The sequence below is a fragment of the Shewanella sp. SM95 genome (assembly GCF_025653595.1).
GTDB classification, from domain to species: domain Bacteria; phylum Pseudomonadota; class Gammaproteobacteria; order Enterobacterales; family Shewanellaceae; genus Shewanella; species Shewanella oncorhynchi.
This window is the reverse complement of record NZ_JAKKSE010000001.1, coordinates 515,045-536,659: the sequence shown is the minus strand read 5'-3', so window position 1 is coordinate 536,659 and position 21,615 is coordinate 515,045. Positions and strand designations below refer to the sequence as shown.

Genomic DNA, 21,615 nt, shown 5'->3' with positions numbered 1-21,615 from the left:
TGGATTAATACTGGAGTATATTGGGACGCTTTATGGAGTTTCAATGGCTAATACGAAAAAAGGAGTCCATTGGACTCCTTGTTTTTCAGTTTATTAGCGATCAGTACAATTATTGTTCGCCTGATGCCACTTGGGCCTCATTGTGCTCGTAAATCAAGATTGGGGCTGATTCCCCTTTCACGACTGATTCATCCACAACGGCCTTCACCACACCGTCAACGGATGGGATATCGTACATGGTATCCAGCAGAATACTTTCAACGATGGAGCGTAGACCACGGGCACCTGTCTTGCGAGACATGGCTTTGTGAGCAATCGCTTTAAGCGCATCTTCGCGGAACTCAAGCTCAACCCCTTCCATCTCAAATAACGCACTGTATTGCTTAGTTAGGGCATTTTTAGGTTGAGATAGAATTTGTACTAAAGCTTCTTCATCCAGCTCAGTCAGAGTCGCAACCACTGGCAGACGACCAATAAACTCAGGGATTAAACCGTATTTGACTAAATCGCCAGGTTCTACTTGCGATAACGTTTCAGAGATCGTCGCCTTCTCTTTCTCGCCTTTTACCTGAGCACCAAAACCGATACCCGAGCCAACGTGCGCACGTTGCTCAATCACTTTCTCAAGCCCTGCAAACGCACCACCACAGATAAACAGGATCTTAGAAGTATCGACTTGTAAGAATTCTTGCTGTGGATGCTTACGGCCACCTTGTGGTGGAACCGCGGCAACAGTACCTTCAATCAGCTTAAGCAGCGCTTGCTGTACACCCTCACCCGATACGTCACGGGTGATTGATGGATTGTCTGACTTACGGCTAATTTTATCAATTTCATCGATATAAACGATACCACGCTGCGCTTTCTCAACATCATAGTCGCACTTTTGCAGCAACTTTTGAATGATGTTTTCAACGTCTTCACCCACATAACCCGCTTCAGTCAGCGTAGTAGCATCTGCCATAGTGAAAGGCACATTGAGTGAGCGCGCAAGGGTTTCAGCCAGTAGGGTTTTACCGCTACCCGTTGGACCGATAAGCAAAATATTACTCTTGCCCAGCTCGATACCATCTTTAGGCGATGCATTTTTTAAACGCTTATAGTGGTTATACACTGCCACAGAAAGCACTTTTTTCGCTCTGTCTTGGCCAATAACATAATCGTCTAAATGTGCACGCAACTCATGTGGTGTCGGTAATTTATCGCTATCACGCTTTGGAGAGATTTCTTTAATCTCTTCACGAATGATGTCGTTACATAACTCAACACATTCGTCGCATACATACACTGATGGGCCAGCAATGAGTTTTCTGACTTCATGCTGGCTCTTTCCGCAAAAAGAGCAGTACAGCAATTTACCGCTGTCACCATTATTTTTGTTGTCGCCCATTAATTACCTCATTTGCAGTCTGCTCTACTGCCTGTCTTAAATTTGCTTAACTTTTACAAAGCATAGCTCAGTCAAAAGCAAAAATCAGCCGCGTTTCGTCATCACAGAGTCAACTAAACCATATTCGACGGCTTGAGTTGCACTCATGAAATTGTCACGATCGGTATCGCGTTCAATCACTTCGAGCGGTTGACCTGTGTGTTCAGCGAGCATTAGGTTAAGCTTATTTTTAATGCCTAAGATTTCTTTGGCATGAATAGCAATATCTGATGCTTGACCTTGAAAACCACCCAGCGGTTGATGGATCATCACGCGAGAGTTTGGTAAACAGTGACGCTTACCCTTCTCACCACCGGCTAACAAGAAAGCGCCCATACTGGCGGCTTGGCCGATACAGACAGTGCTAACATTCGGTTTAATAAACTGCATGGTATCATAAATCGCCATGCCTGCGGTGACAGAGCCACCAGGAGAGTTAATGTATAAAAAGATATCTTTATCTGGGCTTTCTGATTCTAAGAATAATAATTGCGCCACGATAAGGTTTGCCATGTGTTCTTCAACTTGACCTACCAAAAAGATAATCCGCTCTTTCAACAAACGAGAATAAATATCGTATGAGCGTTCACCCTTAGCAGTCTGTTCGATCACCATAGGCACTAAAGCACTTTGTATGTCTGACGCATTATGCATTATTCACTTCCCTAAATAAAAATGGCTCGCATGAGGAGCCTCATACGAGCCATTATAAATGGCGAACAGCTAATCAAGTCAAGCTTAGCTTATGCGCGACCGGTAGCCTTGTTCATAAATTCTTCAAAAGCGACTTGTTTTTCGGTCACTTTGGCAGATTTCAACAGTGCTTCAACCGCTTGCTCTTCTAAAGCAACGTTGCGCATGTTTTGCATCAGCTCTTTGTTGCTGTTGTAATAAGCAACAACTTCACTTGGATCTTCGTAGGCAGAAGCCATAGAAGCGATCAAGCCTTGTACGCGTTCATCTTCCGCTTTCAGTTCGTTAGTCTTGATGACTTCGCCTAATAGCAGACCGATTTTAACACGACGTGCAGCTTGTTCAGTGAACAATTCAGCTGGCAGTTCTGGCATGTTAGCCGATTGGCCGCCAAAACGTTGCATGGCTTGTTGACGCAGAACGTTAACTTCGCCATCGATCAATGCTTTTGGCAAAGTGATATCGTTGTTCGCTAACAGACCATTGATCACTTGCTCTTTCACGTTAGCTTTTAACGCTTGCTCAAGTTCACGGTTCATGTTTTTACGGATTTCAGTTTTAAGGGCTTCTAAGCCACCTTCGCTGATACCAAACAGAGCTGCAAACTCATCGTTTACTTCTGGCAGGTTAGCCGCTTGCACTTCAGTCAGCGTAATCGCGAACTTAGCCGCTTTACCTTTCAGGTTTTCAGCGTGATATTCTTCAGGGAAGTTCACGTCGATAACAAATTCTTCACCCGCTTTGTGACCTAAGATACCCGCTTCAAAACCAGGGATCATACGGCCGCTACCTAGTTGCAGTTCGAAATCATCAGCTTTGCCGCCTTCAAACTCTTCACCGTCAACTGAGCCAACAAAGTTCATTTTCACTTTGTCGCCATCAGCAGCTTCACGCTCAACAGCTGCGAAAGTCGCGTGTTGTTTACGTAAGGTTTCAATCATAGTGTCAACGTCAGCGTCAGTCACTTCAGCTTTTGGCTGTTCTACTTCGATTGCATCTAAGCCTTTCAGCTCAACTTCTGGATAGATTTCAAAGGTAGCGATAAATTCGAATTTTTCGCCATCAGTAGAACCAGGAACAAAAGTCGGTGCACCCGCTGGGTTTAACTTCTCAGCAACAATTGCTTCGATGAAGTTACGTTGCATCACTTCACCCATGATGTCTTGACGAATCGCTGCGCCGTAACGTTTGTTTATAACAGTAACAGGCACTTTACCAGGACGGAAACCTGGGATACGAGCACGCTTAGCTTCACGTTGTAAACTGTCTTTAACCAGCTTTTCAATTTGTTCAGCAGGAACAGAAATGGTCAGGCGACGCTCTAGGCCTTGGGTTGCTTCAACAGAAACTTGCATTGTTTTACCTCGAAATTTGTCTAACGTCCTTTGTAATAGCCGATTCATCAACTATTCAGGTATTCGTTTCTTGATCATTAAATTTGACTACAATGCCCACCACAACTGGCTTTAGGCACAGGTCGCTCATAGTTGATATCTATCAAGACGCGACATTATAGCCACCGTTTTCTGCAGAGTCGAGCCTCAACAGCCGAATCTGGGGTATAAAAAAAGCGACACAAGGTCGCTTTTTTTAATTTGTACTCAAAGTACTAAAAATGGGGTGACTGATGGGGCTCGAACCCACGACAACCGGAATCACAATCCGGGACTCTACCAACTGAGCTACAATCACCACTGAAACTGGTACGCCCGGCAGGATTCGAACCTGCGACCACCCGCTTAGAAGGCGGGTGCTCTATCCAACTGAGCTACGGGCGCATGGTTTACAGAATTTTCTGTATCCTAACCGATTTGGAAAGCATTTATGCTAACCCTATCATTTGCCTATTTTAGTTCAAATTATTTTGAATTCATCGAAGCAAACGACAATGAAGTGGTCGGTGATAGAGGATTCGAACCTCTGACCCTCTGGTCCCAAACCAGATGCGCTACCGGACTGCGCTAATCACCGAAGGTCTTACATTTTACTTGGTATAAACTCAGAGGGTTCCCTCTGGTCCGCTCTCATCCAAAATCTGGATGCACTATCGGACTGCGCTAATCACCGAAAGTCTTACATTTTACTTGGTATCAACTCAGAGGGTTCCCTCTGGTCCGCTCTCATCCAAAATCTGGATGCACTATCGGACTGCGCTAATTACCTAAGGTCTTACATGACAGTTTCAGCGCAAGATGAACACATCTGCCTGAGAACGGAGCGCATCTTATCCCCTCACTTTACACCCGTCAACGATTTTTTTATCGTTCGACTCTAGGTGCTGAATTATCAGGCTAATCTGGTTTTTTTTATCCACTTGGCAACGGCTTTAACCATGACACAGTAGCTGTGCCCTGTTAAAATAGCCACGATTGCCAATCTCTGTGTTAACTACTGTTTTCACCATCGCCCATATAAAGGATATCCTACACCTATGACAGCCCAAATAATCGACGGCAAGGCGATTGCTCAATCCATCCGCACTAAGCTCAGCGAAAAAGTCACCGCCCGCAAAGAGGCTGGACAACGCGTACCGGGTTTAGCCGTAATATTAGTGGGAGCCGATCCGGCATCACAAGTTTATGTTGGGAGTAAACGTAAGGCTTGTGAAGAAGTTGGATTTCTTTCTCGTTCATACGATTTAGAAACAAACTGCACTGAAGATGAATTACTCAACCTGATTGATAGTCTGAATGATGATCCGACCATCGATGGCATCTTAGTGCAACTGCCATTACCCGCACATATCGAAGACTCAAAAGTCATCGAGCGTATCCGCCCAGATAAAGACGTCGATGGATTTCACCCGTACAACGTCGGCCGTTTAGCCCAGCGTATTCCGGTGCTGCGCTCTTGTACCCCAATGGGAATAATGACACTCATCAAATCCACCGGCGTTGATACCTATGGTTTAGATGCTGTTGTGGTTGGCGCATCGAATATTGTCGGCCGCCCAATGACCTTAGAGTTGCTGCTGGCTGGCTGTACCACCACTACTTGCCACCGCTTCACTAAGAATCTCGAGCAAAAAATCCGTCAGGCAGATCTCGTGGTCGTTGCTGTGGGTAAACCTGGCTTTATTCCTGGCGAGTGGATCAAGCCCGGCGCTATCGTCATTGACGTAGGAATTAACCGTTTAGATAACGGCACCTTAGTCGGCGATGTGCAATATGACATTGCTGCGCAAAATGCCAGCTTTATCACTCCAGTCCCCGGCGGTGTTGGCCCGATGACGATTGCAAGCCTATTAGAAAACACCTTATATGCCGCCGAGCAGTATCATGACTAGGTTCTAGGTTCTAGGTTCTAGGTTCTAGGTTCTAGGTTCTAGGTTCTAGGTTCTAGGTTCTAGGTTCTAGCAAGCATAAAAAAACCTGCATGATGCAGGTTTTTTATTTACTGAAGATTTTCTTGAATTAAAAATATAGCGAATAAGCTTATTTCTTACGCCAAGTGGTGCCACTTGGACCATCTTCAAGCACAACGCCCAAAATATCTAAACGATTACGCGCCACATCCGCAGCAGCCCAATCCTTTTCGGTACGAGCACGGTTACGCTCAACGATTAAGGCTTCGATTTCGGCCACTTCATCGTCACTACCGCCGCCTTGAAAGAAGGCCTCTGGCTCTTGGCTTAATAGACCTAACACATCCGCTAATTGCTTCAAGGTGACCGCTAATGCCGATGCCTGTGCCATATCGGTCAGTTTTAAACGATTGATCTCACGCACCATGTCAAAAAGGACTGAATAGGCTTCAGGTGTATTAAAGTCATCATCCATCGCCGCTTTAAATTTCGCGACAAACTCTTCTGCAGGCGCCGCAACGACAGTTAAGTCGACATCTTTAATCGCCGTATACAAACGCTCTAAAGCTGAGCGAGCTTGTTTCAAGTTATCTTCTGAATAGTTCAGTTGGCTACGATAATGGCCAGATAATAAGAAATAACGCACAGTTTCAGCATCATAGTGACCAAGTACATCGCGAATAGTGAAGAAGTTGCCTAAGGACTTAGACATCTTTTCACGGTCAACCATCACCATGCCAGTGTGCATCCAATAGTTGACGTATGGCGTGTCATGGGCACAACAAGACTGAGCGATTTCATTCTCATGATGTGGGAACTGTAAGTCAGAGCCGCCGCCATGGATATCAAAATGCAAACCTAAATGTTTGCTGTTCATGGCCGAACATTCGATATGCCAGCCAGGACGACCCGGTCCCCATGGAGATTCCCACGTTGGTTCGCCAGGTTTAGACATTTTCCACAACACAAAATCCATTGGATTTTGCTTGGTTTCGTCCACTTCAACCCGAGCACCGGCTTGCAGTTGATCTAAATTCTGGCCCGATAAACGGCCATAATCAGGATATGAGGCCACGCTGAAAAGCACATCACCATCGCTCGCCACATAGGCATGACCACGGGCGAGTAATAACTCAACCATGTCGATGATTTCAGCAATGTGAAGGGTCGCGCGCGGTTCAAAATCGGGGCGCAACATATTTAAGGCATCGAAGTCTTGGTGCATTTCACCAATAAGACGCTCGGTTAAGGCTTCACAGCTTTCGTTATTCTCGTTAGCGCGCTTGATTATTTTGTCATCAACATCAGTAATATTGCGCTGAAAATTCACTTCATAACCCGCGTAACGCAGGTAGCGCACTATCATGTCGAAAGAAACAAAAGTACGGCCATGACCAATATGACAGAGATCGTATATGGTCACACCACACACGTACATCCCAATTTTCCCGGGATTAATTGGCTTAAATTCCTGTTTTTGGCGGGTAATACTGTTGTAAATCTTCAACATCGATATTCTCTTCAATGATACATTCAGGTGTAAAATCAAGGAGTCAGTCTATCACGGCCTGACAGGTTTTGAATACTGCACTTTGCGCGCAATCCGAGATAAGTTAGAATCGCGCCACTATTTACACAGAGTATGAAAACATGATCACATTACACACTAATTTGGGCGACATTAAACTGCAACTGAACGCTGAAAAAGCACCGTTAACAGTAGCAAACTTCATGAAATATGTTGACGAAGGTTTCTTCGAAGGCACTATCTTCCACCGTGTGATTGACGGTTTCATGATCCAAGGTGGTGGCTTCAACGAAGACATGAGCCAAAAGCGTTGTAACGAGCCAGTGAAGAACGAAGCCAATAACGGTTTATCAAACCGTACTGGTACTGTCGCTATGGCGCGTACCTCAGATCCACATTCAGCTACTGCGCAATTCTTCATTAACGTGAACGACAACACTTTCCTCGATTTTAAATCAGAAACCTCACAGGGCTGGGGCTACTGCGTATTCGGCGAAATCGTTGAAGGCATGGACATTATCGAAAAAATTAAAGCTGTTAGCACTGGTAACCGTGGTATGCATCAAGATGTGCCATTAGAAGCCATTGTGATTGAAAAAGTCAGCGTCGCGGCATAATACGGCGAATGCGAACTCTATTTATAGGCGATCTGCACCTGAGTGCAGATCGCCTTGATATCACCCAAGCGTTCACTCGCTTTCTCGACACTGAACTCGATGATGCCGACGCCCTTTATATCCTAGGCGATTTGTTTGAAGTCTGGGTTGGTGATGATATTGCCTTGCCTTTTGCCCTCGACATCGCCGAAAAACTCAAGCAAGTATCACAAAAGTTGCCCGTGTATTTTATCCATGGCAACCGTGACTTCATGCTAGGCAAACAATTTGCGCGCGCCGCAGGCATGCAAATTTTACCCGAAGTCACTCGCCTCAATTTATACGGTGTCGACACTGTAATTTTACACGGCGACAGCTTATGTACTTTAGATAAGGCCTACCAACGCTTTCGAAAACTGCGCAGTTTATCGCTGTCTCGTTGGCTGTACGGTTGTTTATCCAAGAAAACCCGTCAGGGCATTGCTGATAAAATTCGCAGCAAGAGCAAGAACAGCAATAAGCAAAAGAGCTACACTATCATGGATGTAGAGCCCAATGCGGTCGATGTGTTATTTGCCAAGACACACACTAAGCATATGATCCACGGACATACCCACAGACCGGCCATTCATCAACTTGCCAATGGCTGTAAGCGTATAGTGGTTGGCGATTGGTATGAACAAGGCAGTGTGCTCAGTGTGAGCGCCGAAGGGATCAATTTACAGTCCTTACCCTTCGACCCGACGATGACCTAAAGGCATTGGCTTAAGTAAGCCTCATTTAGCGTTACTTAAGCTTAAATGGCTTAAATTTTTAGTTTTAATAGCTTGAAAATACTGTGATTAACGGTTTGTTAGAACCGTTAATCTTTTCAGCTGTATGGACTTAACTCTACTCGTTTGGGGAAGCAAAGCCGTTCAAATTAATTTAATAGAGGCGACCCACTGTGGAAACGAAACTCATCATCCTGCGCTAAAATCAACTCAGCTTCTAACTCTCCAAAGTACTTCACTCGCTCGCTAATATCCTCAGGTGAAACCAACTGAGCTAACGCAAGATAATCTTGATAATGTCGCGCTTCAGAGCGCAGCAGTGACACATAAAACTTACTCAGCTCACCGTCTAAATAAGGCGCGAGTTTAGCGAAGCGCTCGCACGAGCGAGCCTCAATATATGCCCCTACAATCAACTTATCCCGCAAAATATCTTTCTCATGGGTTGTCACATGACTCATCATGCCCTTGGCATAACGCCCCGCGCGAATATTGCGGTAATCAATACTGCGCTTGTGCATTAAATCCAATACTTGTTCAAAATGATGAAACTCTTCTTTAATCAAGCGGATTAAAGGTGAAACTAAATTCGCAGCAAACTTAAAGTTGGGCTTAGGTATAAGGTCAGTTACCAACTCATTCTTTTTCACATCACGGGCTAAAAAACTTTCCACATCATGTTCTTGCGAATAAATAAACTCTTCATAGGGTTTAGCCCACGCCAACAGGGTTCGACCACTGTCTTTATCTAACGCATATTTTCGTAGCAAAAAAATCGCTGTCTGAGCGGCTTTTAACTCACTTTAAGCATAGGTGTGCATACATTAACAAGTGACTGATTAACAAGTAAATAGTAATTAAATTTAATTTATTGGCTTCCCGCTATGAAATTTGAAGTCTTGGTCTGGTGACAGAATAAGCTCCGCTTCAATATCTGCAAAAAATGATACCCTTGCGCAAATATCTTTGTCTGAAATCATTTCAGCGAGGTCAAGATAATCCTGATAATGACGGGCTTCTGAACGTAATAGAGAAACATAAAACTTCCCTAGTTCTGCATCTAAATGTGGAGCAAGCTTAGCAAAACGTTCACATGATCGAGCTTCAATAAATGCCCCTATAATCAATTTATCAACTAATGCATCAGGTTCGAATGGCTTAACATGCTTAAGCAAGCCTTTAGCGTATCGACCTGCATCAATCAATTCGTATTGAATATCTTTTTGCTCCATTTGCTCAATCACTTGATAAAAGTGATGTAACTCTTCCTTTATAAGTAACATCATTCTATCAACTAATTCTTGCCCATAATCTGAATCCTCACGAACAGTTACCTGCTTGATTACATTATTTTTTACCCTAAGTGACTCAATCCCTCCAATTTTTTTATAAGCATAGTCAGCATATGGTCTAACCCAGTCAGATAAGCGAATAGCACTTTCTTTATCAACGGCATATTTTCTCATGAGAGTTACTGCACTCTGAGCTGCTTTTAACTCGCAAACTAGATGATCACGTAAAATCGTAGATAAATTTTCAGGTTTAATTGCCTCTGTAACCCACTCATCGGGTGTTTTACATTTCAAAAAAGAAAGGATTGGTTCTAATAGGGCTTGTTCATACATCGCGGACATCCATTAAATCAAAAATTTGCATGTACTGTATTGTATAAGAACTAGCATCGCTATTCGACAACCATCTCTTTTGTTCTATTTAGACACATTCAACCACAATGCTAACAAGCCTTTGTTATTGAACGAATTATTTTAATTTTCCCATCAATTTCACAGCTATGATCAATATGTTCAAAACTGTGGATCATACCTAGTTCCTGAAGCTCTTTCAGTCCTCGCTTAAACAACTTTATATTATTACGGTTGTAAGTTAACTCTGCCTTTTCATTACTGCAATTGACTACTTTTGAGCCTTTCTTACTTAGCTTCTCATCAAGGTCTTTCAACTCTTTATCAGTAAGCAACAATTCTTTACCAAAAGATTTCAAAATCGTAGCAACGCTGAGGGTAAACTCATTCACTGATGCTTTTTTATTGTTCGTTTTCCAATTGTTAGAAACGTAAGTTAAGTAAGCGAACCGTCCTGCTTGTGAGTTAATAGATAAAAAAGTTGTCAAACTAGACTTTTGCTTTTTAGCAAGTTGCGCAAGAACTTGTAATTTTGGCGATACATGTATGGTGCAATTATCACTCTGAGAGTCATAGTGAAAATCAGAAATGAGAGTCATTGCTCCCCAACTATCGTCATTTAGTCTATAACTAATTTGGCATTTATTGAGCTTTAGAAGTACATCTCTAAGCTCATTCCTGAATGACTGGCGCATCTTGACAGGTGTGTCGTTAACTTTATGCCTTGGCCAGCAGGCTTTGATGAGTTTAGATGCAGAAAAACTTAACTTACCGCTATGCTCACTAAAACTGTCAATTTGAGAAAATATGTAATGAAAAACAGGGTAATCTCGTAACAGATTCAACTGTGGACCACTAATTGTCATCGTTTCTAAGCCGTTAGAAAGGGAAACATCATGCTCAACATCTTGATATCTCCTTTGATCATCACTATAGCCAATCCCAATTTGATCCTTTTTCTTTCTACTTTCGGGTAAGAAAAGCGGTGTCTCCAAAAATAGCTGCGGGATCTCAAACTCACCAGCGTCAATATTCACATAGTATTCTTTGCCATTTCTAGTTCTAATTTTTTGCATATTTTCCTCGCTAACGTGCTCATATTTATACTGTCGCATAAAAAAATAATGTTTCAATAGCCCCTTGAACTTTTTTTCAGGAAGGCGTTTAAGAGAATACAAAAGGCGTTTAAGAGAACGAAATAGGCGTTTAAGAGAATATTTTGGGCGTTTAAGAAAACACAAAAGGCGTTTAGCAGAACACACACCAAAACGCAAGCAATTGATTTAAAATTGAAAAACAGTTGAAAACTATGCCTGATAAGTTATGAAAAATCACATATAAGTTATAAAAATAATAAAATATAAAATCATCGCCCTGAAATTTTTAAAATGTTAGATCAATTTACTTAATTAATAGTAACGAGAAACAATAAACATTAACCATCTCTAATACAATAAGAGCAAAAGCCTTATCTGTGGTAAAAGCAAAAGCACTTTAAAAGCTCAACATTTAAACATCTCTGATTTATATTTATTAGAAGTGATGGTACACAGTCAAACATAATTTCACCATTTCACCATTTCACCATTTCACCATTTCACCATTTCACCATTTCACCATTTCACCATTTCACCATTTCACCATTTCACCATTTCACCATTTCACCATTTCACCATTTCACCAAAATAGCTTCATCAATCCTGCATTACATTATTCGTTTAACAAAAAAATATATCCCTTATGCAATTCTTTACTTTATACGCCTTTGTTATACCAAGCGAGCACATATTTATTTTAAACACATTCTTCAACCAAGCTAAAAAATTTTACAAACAATAAACAAACCAATATCTAATAACTTTTTTCACAAATTCGTTTTTCACTCTTTTAATCTATCGGACTTATGTTACAACTTAAGTAAGCAATGATTAGAGATTAACAAAGGAAACCCGATATAACTACTTCTCTCAAAACAAGTTTTCGATTATACGCACAAGTTTGTATAAGTAGTTTCGGTTTACTTTCACAAAAGTAACAAAGGTTGCTCTGATTGATATTTGCCAATTAAGTAGGAGTAATCATGAAAAACGACAGTGAGAAAAAAACTAAGAATGAGGTAGATTATGAACGTGGTATACGTGAAATCGCCAAACTTAAATCACGAGCCTCAATAAAAGCGGCAGAAGACCAACAAGTAAAACTTCTAGCAGAAAAAGAGCAATTAGAGTTTGATAAACTTATCAAACATGCAGCAAGTAAGTCTGCATCATCATCCAAATCAAAGAATAGAGTTCTCAACAACTTCGCTTTTCGCAAAGATCTCGCTAAGATTTTTAGACATAACAACCAGACAAATGGGATACATTACAAACGAAATATCACCGTGCGCTACTCAAGTATGAATTATAACCATAGAAACAACGGGGAACTGAGCTTAAATGCCCTTAATACTTCATTGACACACAGTGCTCGCAAAGAAAAAAATCGTTGTGAAGAATGGCTAGATAATCAATCACATAAAAACATCTACTATGCAGATGGTATTTACTTAACTCATCAGGATTTTGTAAAAAACAGAGAGCAATATTTATCATTTTTTGACGAAGTTAAACTGATAGCTAACAACAAGTCTGATGATAAACACAAAAAGGAATTAGCTAAGTATTCACGCTATCGAAGCAGTTATTTTTGTAAATTGAAAAAGCTATTACCAGCAAGCCATCATAATCATGCTAAGTTTGTTGAGCAGATATCCAAGCTTGAATTACATCAGAATAAATCTTTAGATCTCGGTGAAAAAGTACATAGTGCTTCTGTTGCTAAATTGAAAGCTTACCTTTTGAAGCAATACGAACTACTAGGATTCAGCCAAAAACATCAAGAAAACAAGCTAAGAGTACTTGACAATTACCTATCTCATCGACAAAAGCACCAAGCGTTGCTTGAATCAAGAGAATGCCGAACAGTAAAGAATATCAATTCCACTTCTATCTCAGAACAAGTATTCAAGATCCCTCATCGACACGGAGAGTTTAAGGAAATTGGTAAGAAAGAGATGCTCGAAGCTTGTGTTAGCTTTTTTGAAAACAACTTTGATGGTGCGAAGATTGAGCTAGCAGCGTTGCACGCTGATGAAGGGATGAGTGATGATCTGGAAACTGGTCTAAACGCCCATGTATTTATATCGCCAAACGCTAATACTCCTTGGTCGCAACAGTACATCTCTTTTGCTCAACAACAGGCTAAAGCCCATTACTCTGATCAATTTCCAGAGTTGTTGTCCATAGAACCGTCTAAAAAATTACCGCCACAAATATTAGTAGCTTGCGGCCAGATCCTCCAGCTCATGTTCATACAACATTTACAAACACAAGTCTTTGACTTACATGGCATAGGCATCAGGTTTCTTGAGGGAAGTGAGCGAAAAGAGTTCAAAAATATTGTTGGTATGATCGAAGAGAACTTGCCCATACACATGCGTACCCAATCTCGATTTAACATGTTACAAGACAAATCAAATGAACTATCGCAAAGCATAGCCCTTCTATCTGAACAGCTTGATGCAATCAATAATGCTACAGAAGAAAAACAGAAGAAGATGCTCGAAGCGATAGATATTTGGCAACTCCATCCAAGTCAAGAAACAGCCTCTCTGACTCTATTTCAGCTTGAGATGATAAATGAACTCCCTGAAGGCGTAAAAACGGCTCTATTAGATGAAATAAAGTCATTTGAGCAGAAAAATAACATCGATTCAAATGCAAAAATATCGAATAGAATCGGCAAACCATAATTTTCATTACGCTATTGCATAAATGATTTTTTGTGTAACGATGATATAAAAGAGGACAGAATAAAATGAATAATAATGATATAAATAATATAAAAAAGGCTCTAACTTGCTTATCTAATGCTTATGAGCTTAGTACTAATCAGAAGATTATTTTAGGCTTAGAGCTTGAATTAAACATGCTATCAAACGTCATCAAGAAAGATTTATTTAAGAGAATAAATAATGAGAATTAAACATGAAAATCCAACCACTGATATCCATTTTATTGAAAACGGGATCTTCCATCTTGCTCAGATAGAAAGCCTAATAGAAAAGCCTTCGGTGATCATGATGATTCAGCGATTAGAAAAGCTCATAAGCACTGATGATAACTCTGATTCATCTGAAATAAGTAGTTTACTTGAATATCCTCATTCAGAAGATGTTGAACGAAATCTAGCTTTATTAAAGTTAGAAAAACGTAGCAAAAGCTCTAGCTCAGGAGGTAGTTACAGTGGTAAACCTAAACATTAGCTTTCAGCGAAGCATTAATTTAATTGAAAGACACTATAAGTGCCATTCAAAGAGGATAAATGAACGAGGCAAAGAGCAAACCTTTAGTCTTGAGTATTTCATTCATTTTTATAAGATATTACTGATAGAAGAGATTAGGCTAATTTTTGATATGGATGTTGACGAGTTTTCCTCACTAACTCAGACAGGAAAATTCCAATCTGAGATCATCAACCTGTTAGATAAAGTGATCATGCTTTTAGCAAATAAAGCCCTAGATGCGAGACTTTATCCTCCTAAATCTATAGGCCATAAACCATAGCCGCATCATAGATGCGGTCTATGATACTCCCAAGCTAGAGAGCAAAATAGCAATGACGAATATTTTTAAATCATTAAATATGACTCACTTTCCACAACAATTTTTGTACTTTTTTCCAGTAGAACAAAGCGGACATATTTCATTGCGCCCAATTCTTCGCTCTAAAGGTTTAACATTATTTTTACTAGGCATAAAAATTTTTTCATTTGCAATTTTGGGGTTTTCACAAATAGAATTGAAGTTTTCCATCATCTCGTTTGTTGTTTTAAATGGCCTACCATTAGAATCGAAATATAAAAACAGAGCAGAAATATCTTTCTGTTTTTCAACAGAAAAATGTTGACTTCTCATTTCATTTGCAAGGTTGTTTAGCGCCTTTTTTGAACTTACCTCAATCTGTTTGGCGATATGATTGGGGCAGTAATTACTACGATAGCTGTTCATGAAGTGAGTCAATGCTGTTCTAATACTATCAACATCATTTTTTCTGAGTTTAAAAATCAAACTTCCTAGCTCAAATTGAGCAACAGGATCTTCTTTCAATTCAATATATTTTTGGTAGGTTTTTACTGCTTGTTCGTAAGTTTCATCTGAATTTACTTTAAGAGCGAGTGTTCTAGCTAGGCTTAAATATGCAGCGGAGTAACCATTTTTTGCGGCTTCAGTCATATAAAAAACATATGCTTCATGATCTTTACATATAGTATGATAATAATTTGCCAGTTTATATTGTGACTCTGGGTAGCCTAGATTAGCTGCTTTTTCGAGGTACTCAACAGATTTTTCAATATCTTTCTTGAAGTGTCTCCCCTCTTGATACAAAACACTCAAAGTGTCTAACGCTATAGGGTTATTATGAGCGGCAGCTATTTCTAAGTTTTCTATAGCTTCTTCTATCTCGAAATCTAAGGATGATGGTCTATTGATGACATAGTAACCATAGTATGCTCTAGCACCAATATGCCCCTTGGAACCAGCCCTTCTAAAGCAGTCAATACCCTTGTTCAAATCTTTTTCACGTTCAATACCATTTATTAGAATAGTTGCATATTCATACAAACTGTCTAAATGACCATCATCAATCGCTGCTGATTCAATCAGGTCTACACCCCGTTTGAGCTGACCTTCATTTTCTAAAAAATATCTTCCATTATTTGTTTCAGGATTAGTGAAATCATCAAGCCTTTTATAATGCACTTGTGCTAAAGCGCAGCCAACCACATACTTTGCGTTAGGTTCATTCTCAAAAAGAGCTTTGTATGACCAATCTTTCAACGAGGACTGGACTTGAGTCTCAAAGCTATAGGTAGGACTCATAACATTTTGAAAGGAAGACCTGATAAGATTTACGACTTCACAGAAACCTTGAAGACTTTTTAGAGCAAGAGTAGTATAGTCCCCTTTCTCAATATTAAACTTTTCTTTATGTGCGGCCTTGTTGCCAGCTATGCGAATATCATGAAGTTTCTTAATGATTTCTCGGTCTACTCTTTTTGTAGCAGCAATATTTTTTATTGAATCAAAAAGATCTTTCTCGCTATCCTCTAAACAAAGCCTATCGCTGATCGTATCGCATAGATTAACAATCAAGGATCTGAGAATAACTAAAGTCTGGATTGGTGCATCCAAATACAAATTTTTGGCTTCTTCATATTGCTCACCAATCAGCTCACAGTGATTCTTCACAAAAGCGATATCGTTTATACTTTCTTTATTCACACAATTCCCTTAAAAAAACATCCTTGCAATAAGTAGAGTCATGCATAAACTATGACGCTATAAACATAAAAAGCTATGACAAATATAACATCAACCGACCCCCACATCCATTTGAATGGGAAGTATTTATCTCGTAATTTTTCTTCTACAGCTTGGCTTATCACTCACATCGAATAGATATTGCTTGTCCGTCAGTTCCCTTATCGTGTCGACAGCTTCAGCATCCCCCTTCAGTTGAACACCATCAATTTCTAGCTGATTGAGATACTCAGTGATCTTATCTTTGCCATAGGATGCATGAAACTGCTTGATTAATGCATAATCATCAAACCTAGCATCCACATCAGTATTGAAAATATCATTTAACGAATACTCTGAAACAATCCTTCCTGCTTGAGTAGCATCAAAAATTAAAACACTATGCTCTTTTTTCAAAAAGTCTCTAAAGTCATAATCCAACAGAAACTGCTCTTTTGAGCTTGAAAGTAGCTTACCTGTAGCCAGAAGTCGCTCAACCTCATTTAACGCATCAAATCGCTGATTTAAGAATTTATTAATCGCTTTCATAGCAGTCTTATTAAGATAATCAGCAATAAATAGCGTATCAGTATCAACATTGCTATAGCCTTTGCTCAAACAGCTTATTCTGAATTGCTCAATATCCAAGTTTTCTACAAGCTTCGCTTGATACTCTTTGGCTTTAGTTAATATAAAATCAGCAGCATTACTGCCCTGATGACAGGCAATGCTAAGAAAATCTTTAGAACCACTATCTTGCTGAGTTTTTAGCCAATTAGCGATGTATGCGGCACTTTGTTTATCTGTGACACTTGGCAAGTTAAAGCGCTTTAAAAGTTGTAATGATGAACTTTCAGCACAAAGCTCTTCCATACCATAATTTGACGAACCGAAGTTTCCTGTAAGATTACGTTTTAGTCGTTTTTCATGACCAGTTGAATGCGATAACTCATGACAATAAGCCCCTGTGTATACTAACTCAGGATTATCAGTTATAAAGTTCTGCTCAGAAACCATCGCTATTTGATCTTTAGCTGGGCTGTAATGGCAACTTGTTGGATGTTCGATTAAATCAATCCCCATAGCCTTTCGACTTGCGTCAATCACGCATTTGGCCGCATAAATTTTTGGATCAAACAATCTTTGACGTTCTTCATCTGTTCGGCACTGTTCGAGCTTCTTAAGCAGTTTTGTTTCTTTATAATTTTCAATCCAGCTTTGATAAATCTCATTGTCGCGTAATCCATTAGTAAATTGCGAATGATGATAAATGTCAAACTGCTTGATAATTTTTTGTTGGCGATAACTTTCCTGCACTTGTGGTGTTAACAACTTATACTTCTTTGTCGATATCCATTTCTCTGGATCATTACTATCTAAAGTTTCATGAACGTAAAGTTCAACTACTTTCTGACACACTGCTATACACTCACTAGGTACATCAAGATTAAGCTGTTCAATATTTGATCGATTTAGGAAAAAGGGTAAATCTAAGCCTAATTCGCCTTGCAAGAGACTTAAAAGTAGATCATTACCACCTAAATAAACTTCTCCTGATTTGGCATTTTTGGGTAAACCCAACACCAGATGATCTACCCAAGGTTTTTTGAACTTAAACTCCTCACCACTTTCGATAAAACTTCGGTAAATCTTTAGTACCTGCTCCAACACCACCTGATCATTTTTCTTCTTTTTCGGCTGTTCGATTTCAATAGACTCAAGCAGTGCTTTAACTTCAGTCAAGCTTTTAGAATTTTCATCTTCTGTAGCATCAGATCCAGCTTGTTTCAAAATTTGAGTGAGTTGATGCTGTTTTAGAAATTGCGTAAATTTTTTTGCAGTCAGTTTATCGTTAGCTGTTCGCCCTCGTGATATATAAAAATCAAGTTGCTTTACTGACTTAATTGCAGATTGTGATGCTAAAAACTTCTGTTTGATGAGTGTCAACACACTGGTATTTTCGTTGTTCTCCATAAATTGATTCCGATGACACTAGTGAAAAAGCACACTAGTTAATTTCAATAAACCATAAAAAAATTAAAAGTCAAAAAATGAATCACAATTATTTTAAAAAAGCAAAAAATATTGATTTTTATAACGCATTGTTTTTAATATACTTGTTGAAGAATTTAAAAAATCAAAAAATATATTTTTAACTTGACTTTTATATACACTTGACTATTCGGTTTCAGTTGATAACATGTGCAACGTTGTCAAACGTGTATTTAAAAAAACACAAGTAAATTATGAATAAGCTAATACAAATAGATAAATCATTATTGGAGGTGTGGAGCTAGAATCAGATTCTGGTCGCCTACTCTTCAGCCAGAATAAAAAACAGGAGAGAAAATGATGAAACACGCCAACTCAAGCTAAATTCGAACAAACCTCGCACGTGAGTTATCGAAAGTCATTTTCTAAATGATTACGGCTTCTTGCACCCAAAATTTAAGATAAAAATTTAATGCTGGACTCACCAGACAGGATTCTTGCGCTTCGAATTTGGTGAGACTAGAAAAATGGAGGTAACAATGAACAAAAAACATCGATGAGGCGGATCACTGATGGCTTCGAAAGTTTATTTAACCAGCAAAATCAAAATTTAACACACTAATAATTAAGGGAAAATAATGAACCACTCTATATACAAAACTCAATTAGATAGCTTTAAAAGTAACAGTCAAGGTAAAGCAGCTTTGAGAAAAATATTTGGAAAAAAGCCCGTCAATCTTCAAGATTTATTATCTATCGTCAGGCAGAGACTCATTGAAACTGAAGGTGAAAGTGAATTTAACCTTGGTATGGGAAAAATACTTAGTGAAGAAATGTTATGGAGTGAATGCGGCTCTCCTGTCATCTTTATCGAAAACGAAGCATTGGCTAACAACCTTTTTACTGCTGAGTTCGATTTTAAAAACAACTTTACTGTTCAGCCTCCTTTTAAATCTTTTGCCTTATCATTTCCGAAAGGAACGCTAGTTAACGGTGTAAAACTAACTAGTTGCCTTGTGACCATTATGACAGAACAAGAGTTCGTTGATTTATACAAAGACAAATGTCAACCAATTTGGGGAGAGTTCGCAACCACATATCCTAACCAGTTATGTGTCCATGTCCATTACAGAAGCGAGGAATTTAGAACGGATTCATGTTTCAGTCCTATCCCAATACTTACAGAAACACTAACAAAGAATGCTAAAAAACCTTTACCGAATCGAAGAACAGATGTTTTAGATACTTTAACTAGAATAGCGTTGTCTTTATGCGTTTATCACTCAGCGACTGATGGTAAGAAGCTTGTTGACGGCTATCCAAAGTCAGCAGTATCACTACCAATAGGAAAGAATAGATCAGCTTTCAAAGGGTTAATACTTCGCGCTCCAGTACAAAATAAATCTGCGGATGAAGCTCGAAAAATTAAGTATCGAATCCCGTTTTACAGGAATCTTAGAGCAAAAAGATACTATCAAGGTAAGTACAAGGATCTTAAACCAGGGACACGCTGGGTTCTTGTTAAGGAGGTGGATGCAACAAACAGCATGAATACCATGCTTCAGTAACAGCACAGAAAGTACCTGCCGTGTAAAAGGCAGCATTTTAAGTCACGATACGTAATCGAGCCAACAAACAAATCAAAGGAGAATATCTATGGATCTATCATATGAAGAACTTGCAAAAATAATAGAACAACAGCCCCGACTATATGAGTTCGTCAGGTGCTTGTATGAAGGGAAGAACTACAGACTTAATAAGTTAAAGTCTATGGATAGTATTAACTTCAGTATTGCAATCGAAATAGTGCAGTTTTACTACCCAAGTGAGTACTTCTATCGGCTTGTAATAGCAGGTAAAAAACCAATCTAAACACGTAAAAACATCCAAATAGGATACCAAATGTTTGACCAAATCTTAGTGAATTTATTACTGAGTGGGAGGTGTCACAAAACCTGATTTTGTGCCGTTAAGCCTCCTTTTGCCTAAAAAATATAAAGGAGACAAAAATGGGCTTATCAATCACCACTAAACAATCTTCAGCAGTTATCGTACCAAGTCGAATCATCAACATTTTAAAAGAATGGCATGCCGATTGGGTTTCACTTCAAAGTATCACATCAGGAAGTTCAAAGGACGTCGCGATAACATATGCAAATATGTTGCGAGACATCATTAAACAACGAAAAATAAACTTAAATTCCTGTAGTAACCTACTACTGCTTGCGCTAAAAAACATTGAAGATAGCAATCTTGAGACAACGACTAATTACTTTGCATCTTCAAGCTATCTCAGCTTGGAACAATACCTCATCGATGCAAACCGTCATCAAACTAATATTGAGTTAGAAGCTGTGAAAATCATCAGTTTTCTAGCGGATCGTTTCGATATCAGATTGATGGATTAACAGAAAGAATTAAGCACAACCAAAAACGGTTAGTTTCTGGTTGTGTTTTTAGCATCTATCTATACACAAACATGCCCCATGCTCTTAATTAATTGGCTTGGTTATGGCAACTCTCAGCAACATTTATTTTAATACTGCTAACGCAGTTTTACCGAGTTTAACTTTGGAACTCAGTAAGATCACTTTAGCGTTTCAAGCATAGATACACCATTTACTGTCTGGTGTTGTGTCCATATCAATAGGATTTTCTGGAATTATATACCCAATTGAATTAGCCAGAATGTTTAATACATCGCCATCGGGTGAGATCTCACTCCTTTCTCATTCATGTTTTTTAAAAACTCAGTATTACTTAAAAAACCATTAAATGTGTTTTTAGTGAACGACTTCCCACGCTCAAATTGATGTTCAATCGCTGAAAGCAATATTGATTCGTTCAGAAAACAATATTTATCCAACATCAAGTGTTTATAGGCAAACAATGCCTTTGCATTAAATGAATCCTTTAACGCTTCTGACAAAACTTTGTTTTTACCGATTAAACACGATGAAAATATGACTATTTTGCCATAATTTTTAGCATGGATCTTTACATCTTCCTGTCCAAAAAATACGTCACCATTTGAAAAATGAAAACCTTCTTCTGCTTCTTTCCCATCAGAACCATGACCAGAAAAAATAATGACATCTTCTTTGATTTTTCTGGACATGAAATACTTAAAATCGGCTAAAGAGTGAAGCCTCTCATGGCTAAATTGCCAGCCTGATGCCTGACAATATACTTTCCAAAAGTCGGCTGAATTTCTAGAAACAGTATCCTTTGTATTTCTTGAGTTTAATATAGTGTCAAAAACTCTTATACCATTAAACATCATCACCTCTATAATTGTAAATAAATAGCAATA

At 39.2% G+C, this 21,615-nt stretch carries 17 protein-coding genes, 3 tRNA genes and 1 pseudogene; 8 read left to right on the top strand and 13 right to left on the bottom strand.

Annotated elements, in window-relative coordinates; genetic code table 11:
* Positions 1-109: 109 nt before the first annotated feature.
* From clpX to L5M29_RS02315, 6 genes are all read right to left on the bottom strand, one after another.
* Positions 110-1,390, bottom strand: coding sequence for an ATP-dependent protease ATP-binding subunit ClpX (clpX, locus tag L5M29_RS02340; RefSeq protein ID WP_028760467.1), 1,281 nt, complete (start codon positions 1,388-1,390; stop codon positions 110-112).
* Positions 1,391-1,474: 84 nt separating this feature from the next.
* Positions 1,475-2,083 (bottom strand): ATP-dependent Clp endopeptidase proteolytic subunit ClpP, encoded by a 609-nt coding sequence (gene clpP, locus L5M29_RS02335; RefSeq protein ID WP_063883148.1) that lies wholly within the window; start codon positions 2,081-2,083, stop codon positions 1,475-1,477.
* 89 nt (positions 2,084-2,172) lie between these two features.
* Positions 2,173-3,477 (bottom strand): trigger factor, encoded by a 1,305-nt coding sequence (tig, locus tag L5M29_RS02330; protein ID WP_263165995.1) that lies wholly within the window; start codon positions 3,475-3,477, stop codon positions 2,173-2,175.
* A 261-nt stretch (positions 3,478-3,738) separates the two neighbouring features.
* A tRNA-His gene (locus tag L5M29_RS02325) sits at positions 3,739-3,814 on the bottom strand.
* A 9-nt stretch (positions 3,815-3,823) separates the two neighbouring features.
* Positions 3,824-3,900 (bottom strand) — tRNA-Arg (locus L5M29_RS02320).
* A gap of 116 nt (positions 3,901-4,016) precedes the next feature.
* Positions 4,017-4,093 (bottom strand) — tRNA-Pro (locus L5M29_RS02315).
* A 460-nt stretch (positions 4,094-4,553) separates the two neighbouring features.
* Here L5M29_RS02315 and folD point away from each other — a divergent pair.
* Positions 4,554-5,408 (top strand): bifunctional methylenetetrahydrofolate dehydrogenase/methenyltetrahydrofolate cyclohydrolase FolD, encoded by an 855-nt coding sequence (gene folD / locus L5M29_RS02310; RefSeq protein ID WP_198572194.1) that lies wholly within the window; start codon positions 4,554-4,556, stop codon positions 5,406-5,408.
* A gap of 148 nt (positions 5,409-5,556) precedes the next feature.
* Here folD and cysS read toward each other — a convergent pair whose 3' ends face one another.
* Positions 5,557-6,936, bottom strand: a complete 1,380-nt coding sequence (cysS, locus tag L5M29_RS02305; RefSeq protein WP_263138180.1) for a cysteine--tRNA ligase — start codon at positions 6,934-6,936, stop codon at positions 5,557-5,559.
* Positions 6,937-7,076: 140 nt separating this feature from the next.
* Between cysS and L5M29_RS02300 the strand changes: the two genes are divergently transcribed.
* Positions 7,077-7,571 (top strand): peptidylprolyl isomerase, encoded by a 495-nt coding sequence (locus L5M29_RS02300; protein ID WP_263165993.1) that lies wholly within the window; start codon positions 7,077-7,079, stop codon positions 7,569-7,571.
* An 8-nt stretch (positions 7,572-7,579) separates the two neighbouring features.
* A complete protein-coding gene (locus tag L5M29_RS02295; protein ID WP_198572191.1) occupies positions 7,580-8,305 on the top strand; it encodes a UDP-2,3-diacylglucosamine diphosphatase in 726 nt (241 codons plus the stop codon).
* Positions 8,306-8,472: 167 nt separating this feature from the next.
* Here the strand turns inward: L5M29_RS02295 and miaE (L5M29_RS02290) are convergent.
* From miaE (L5M29_RS02290) to L5M29_RS02280, 3 genes and pseudogenes are all read right to left on the bottom strand, one after another.
* Positions 8,473-9,123: pseudogene (gene miaE / locus L5M29_RS02290) on the bottom strand (tRNA isopentenyl-2-thiomethyl-A-37 hydroxylase MiaE); the annotation flags it as partial.
* 63 nt (positions 9,124-9,186) lie between these two features.
* On the bottom strand, positions 9,187-9,948 hold the full coding sequence (gene miaE / locus L5M29_RS02285; protein ID WP_107402168.1) for a tRNA isopentenyl-2-thiomethyl-A-37 hydroxylase MiaE: 762 nt from the start codon (positions 9,946-9,948) through the stop codon (positions 9,187-9,189).
* 110 nt (positions 9,949-10,058) lie between these two features.
* Positions 10,059-11,042 (bottom strand): hypothetical protein, encoded by a 984-nt coding sequence (locus tag L5M29_RS02280; protein ID WP_263165988.1) that lies wholly within the window; start codon positions 11,040-11,042, stop codon positions 10,059-10,061.
* Positions 11,043-12,046: 1,004 nt separating this feature from the next.
* On the opposite strand from L5M29_RS02280, the gene L5M29_RS02275 reads away from it, so the two are divergent.
* The 3 genes from L5M29_RS02275 (at position 12,047) to L5M29_RS02265 (ending at position 14,272) form a co-directional block, all read left to right on the top strand.
* Complete coding sequence (locus L5M29_RS02275) at positions 12,047-13,759, top strand: hypothetical protein (protein ID WP_263165985.1); 1,713 nt, start codon at positions 12,047-12,049, stop codon at positions 13,757-13,759.
* A gap of 65 nt (positions 13,760-13,824) precedes the next feature.
* Positions 13,825-13,992 carry a hypothetical protein gene (locus tag L5M29_RS02270; RefSeq protein ID WP_263165983.1) on the top strand — a complete coding sequence of 56 codons (168 nt, stop codon included), beginning with the start codon at positions 13,825-13,827 and terminating at the stop codon, positions 13,990-13,992.
* Positions 13,982-14,272: a hypothetical protein gene (locus tag L5M29_RS02265; protein WP_263165982.1), complete on the top strand. Its 291-nt coding sequence runs from the start codon at positions 13,982-13,984 to the stop codon at positions 14,270-14,272. Before L5M29_RS02270 ends, L5M29_RS02265 begins: the two co-directional genes overlap by 11 nt.
* A gap of 385 nt (positions 14,273-14,657) precedes the next feature.
* Here L5M29_RS02265 and L5M29_RS02260 read toward each other — a convergent pair whose 3' ends face one another.
* Positions 14,658-16,292, bottom strand: coding sequence for a tetratricopeptide repeat protein (locus tag L5M29_RS02260; RefSeq protein ID WP_263165979.1), 1,635 nt, complete (start codon positions 16,290-16,292; stop codon positions 14,658-14,660).
* 126 nt (positions 16,293-16,418) lie between these two features.
* Entirely contained in the window at positions 16,419-18,284 is a 1,866-nt protein-coding gene (locus tag L5M29_RS02255) for a zincin-like metallopeptidase domain-containing protein (RefSeq protein ID WP_263165977.1), read from the bottom strand.
* A gap of 656 nt (positions 18,285-18,940) precedes the next feature.
* Between L5M29_RS02255 and L5M29_RS02250 the strand changes: the two genes are divergently transcribed.
* The gene (locus L5M29_RS02250) at positions 18,941-19,870 is read left to right on the top strand and encodes a hypothetical protein (RefSeq protein WP_263165975.1); all 930 of its coding nucleotides are present in this window, start codon (positions 18,941-18,943) and stop codon (positions 19,868-19,870) included.
* A gap of 441 nt (positions 19,871-20,311) precedes the next feature.
* Positions 20,312-20,710, top strand: a complete 399-nt coding sequence (locus L5M29_RS02245) for a hypothetical protein (RefSeq protein WP_107402176.1) — start codon at positions 20,312-20,314, stop codon at positions 20,708-20,710.
* Between the two features lie 284 nt (positions 20,711-20,994).
* On the opposite strand, the gene L5M29_RS02240 is transcribed toward L5M29_RS02245, so the two are convergent.
* On the bottom strand, positions 20,995-21,582 hold the full coding sequence (locus L5M29_RS02240) for a hypothetical protein (RefSeq protein WP_263165972.1): 588 nt from the start codon (positions 21,580-21,582) through the stop codon (positions 20,995-20,997).
* Between the last annotated feature and the right edge of the window lie 33 nt (positions 21,583-21,615).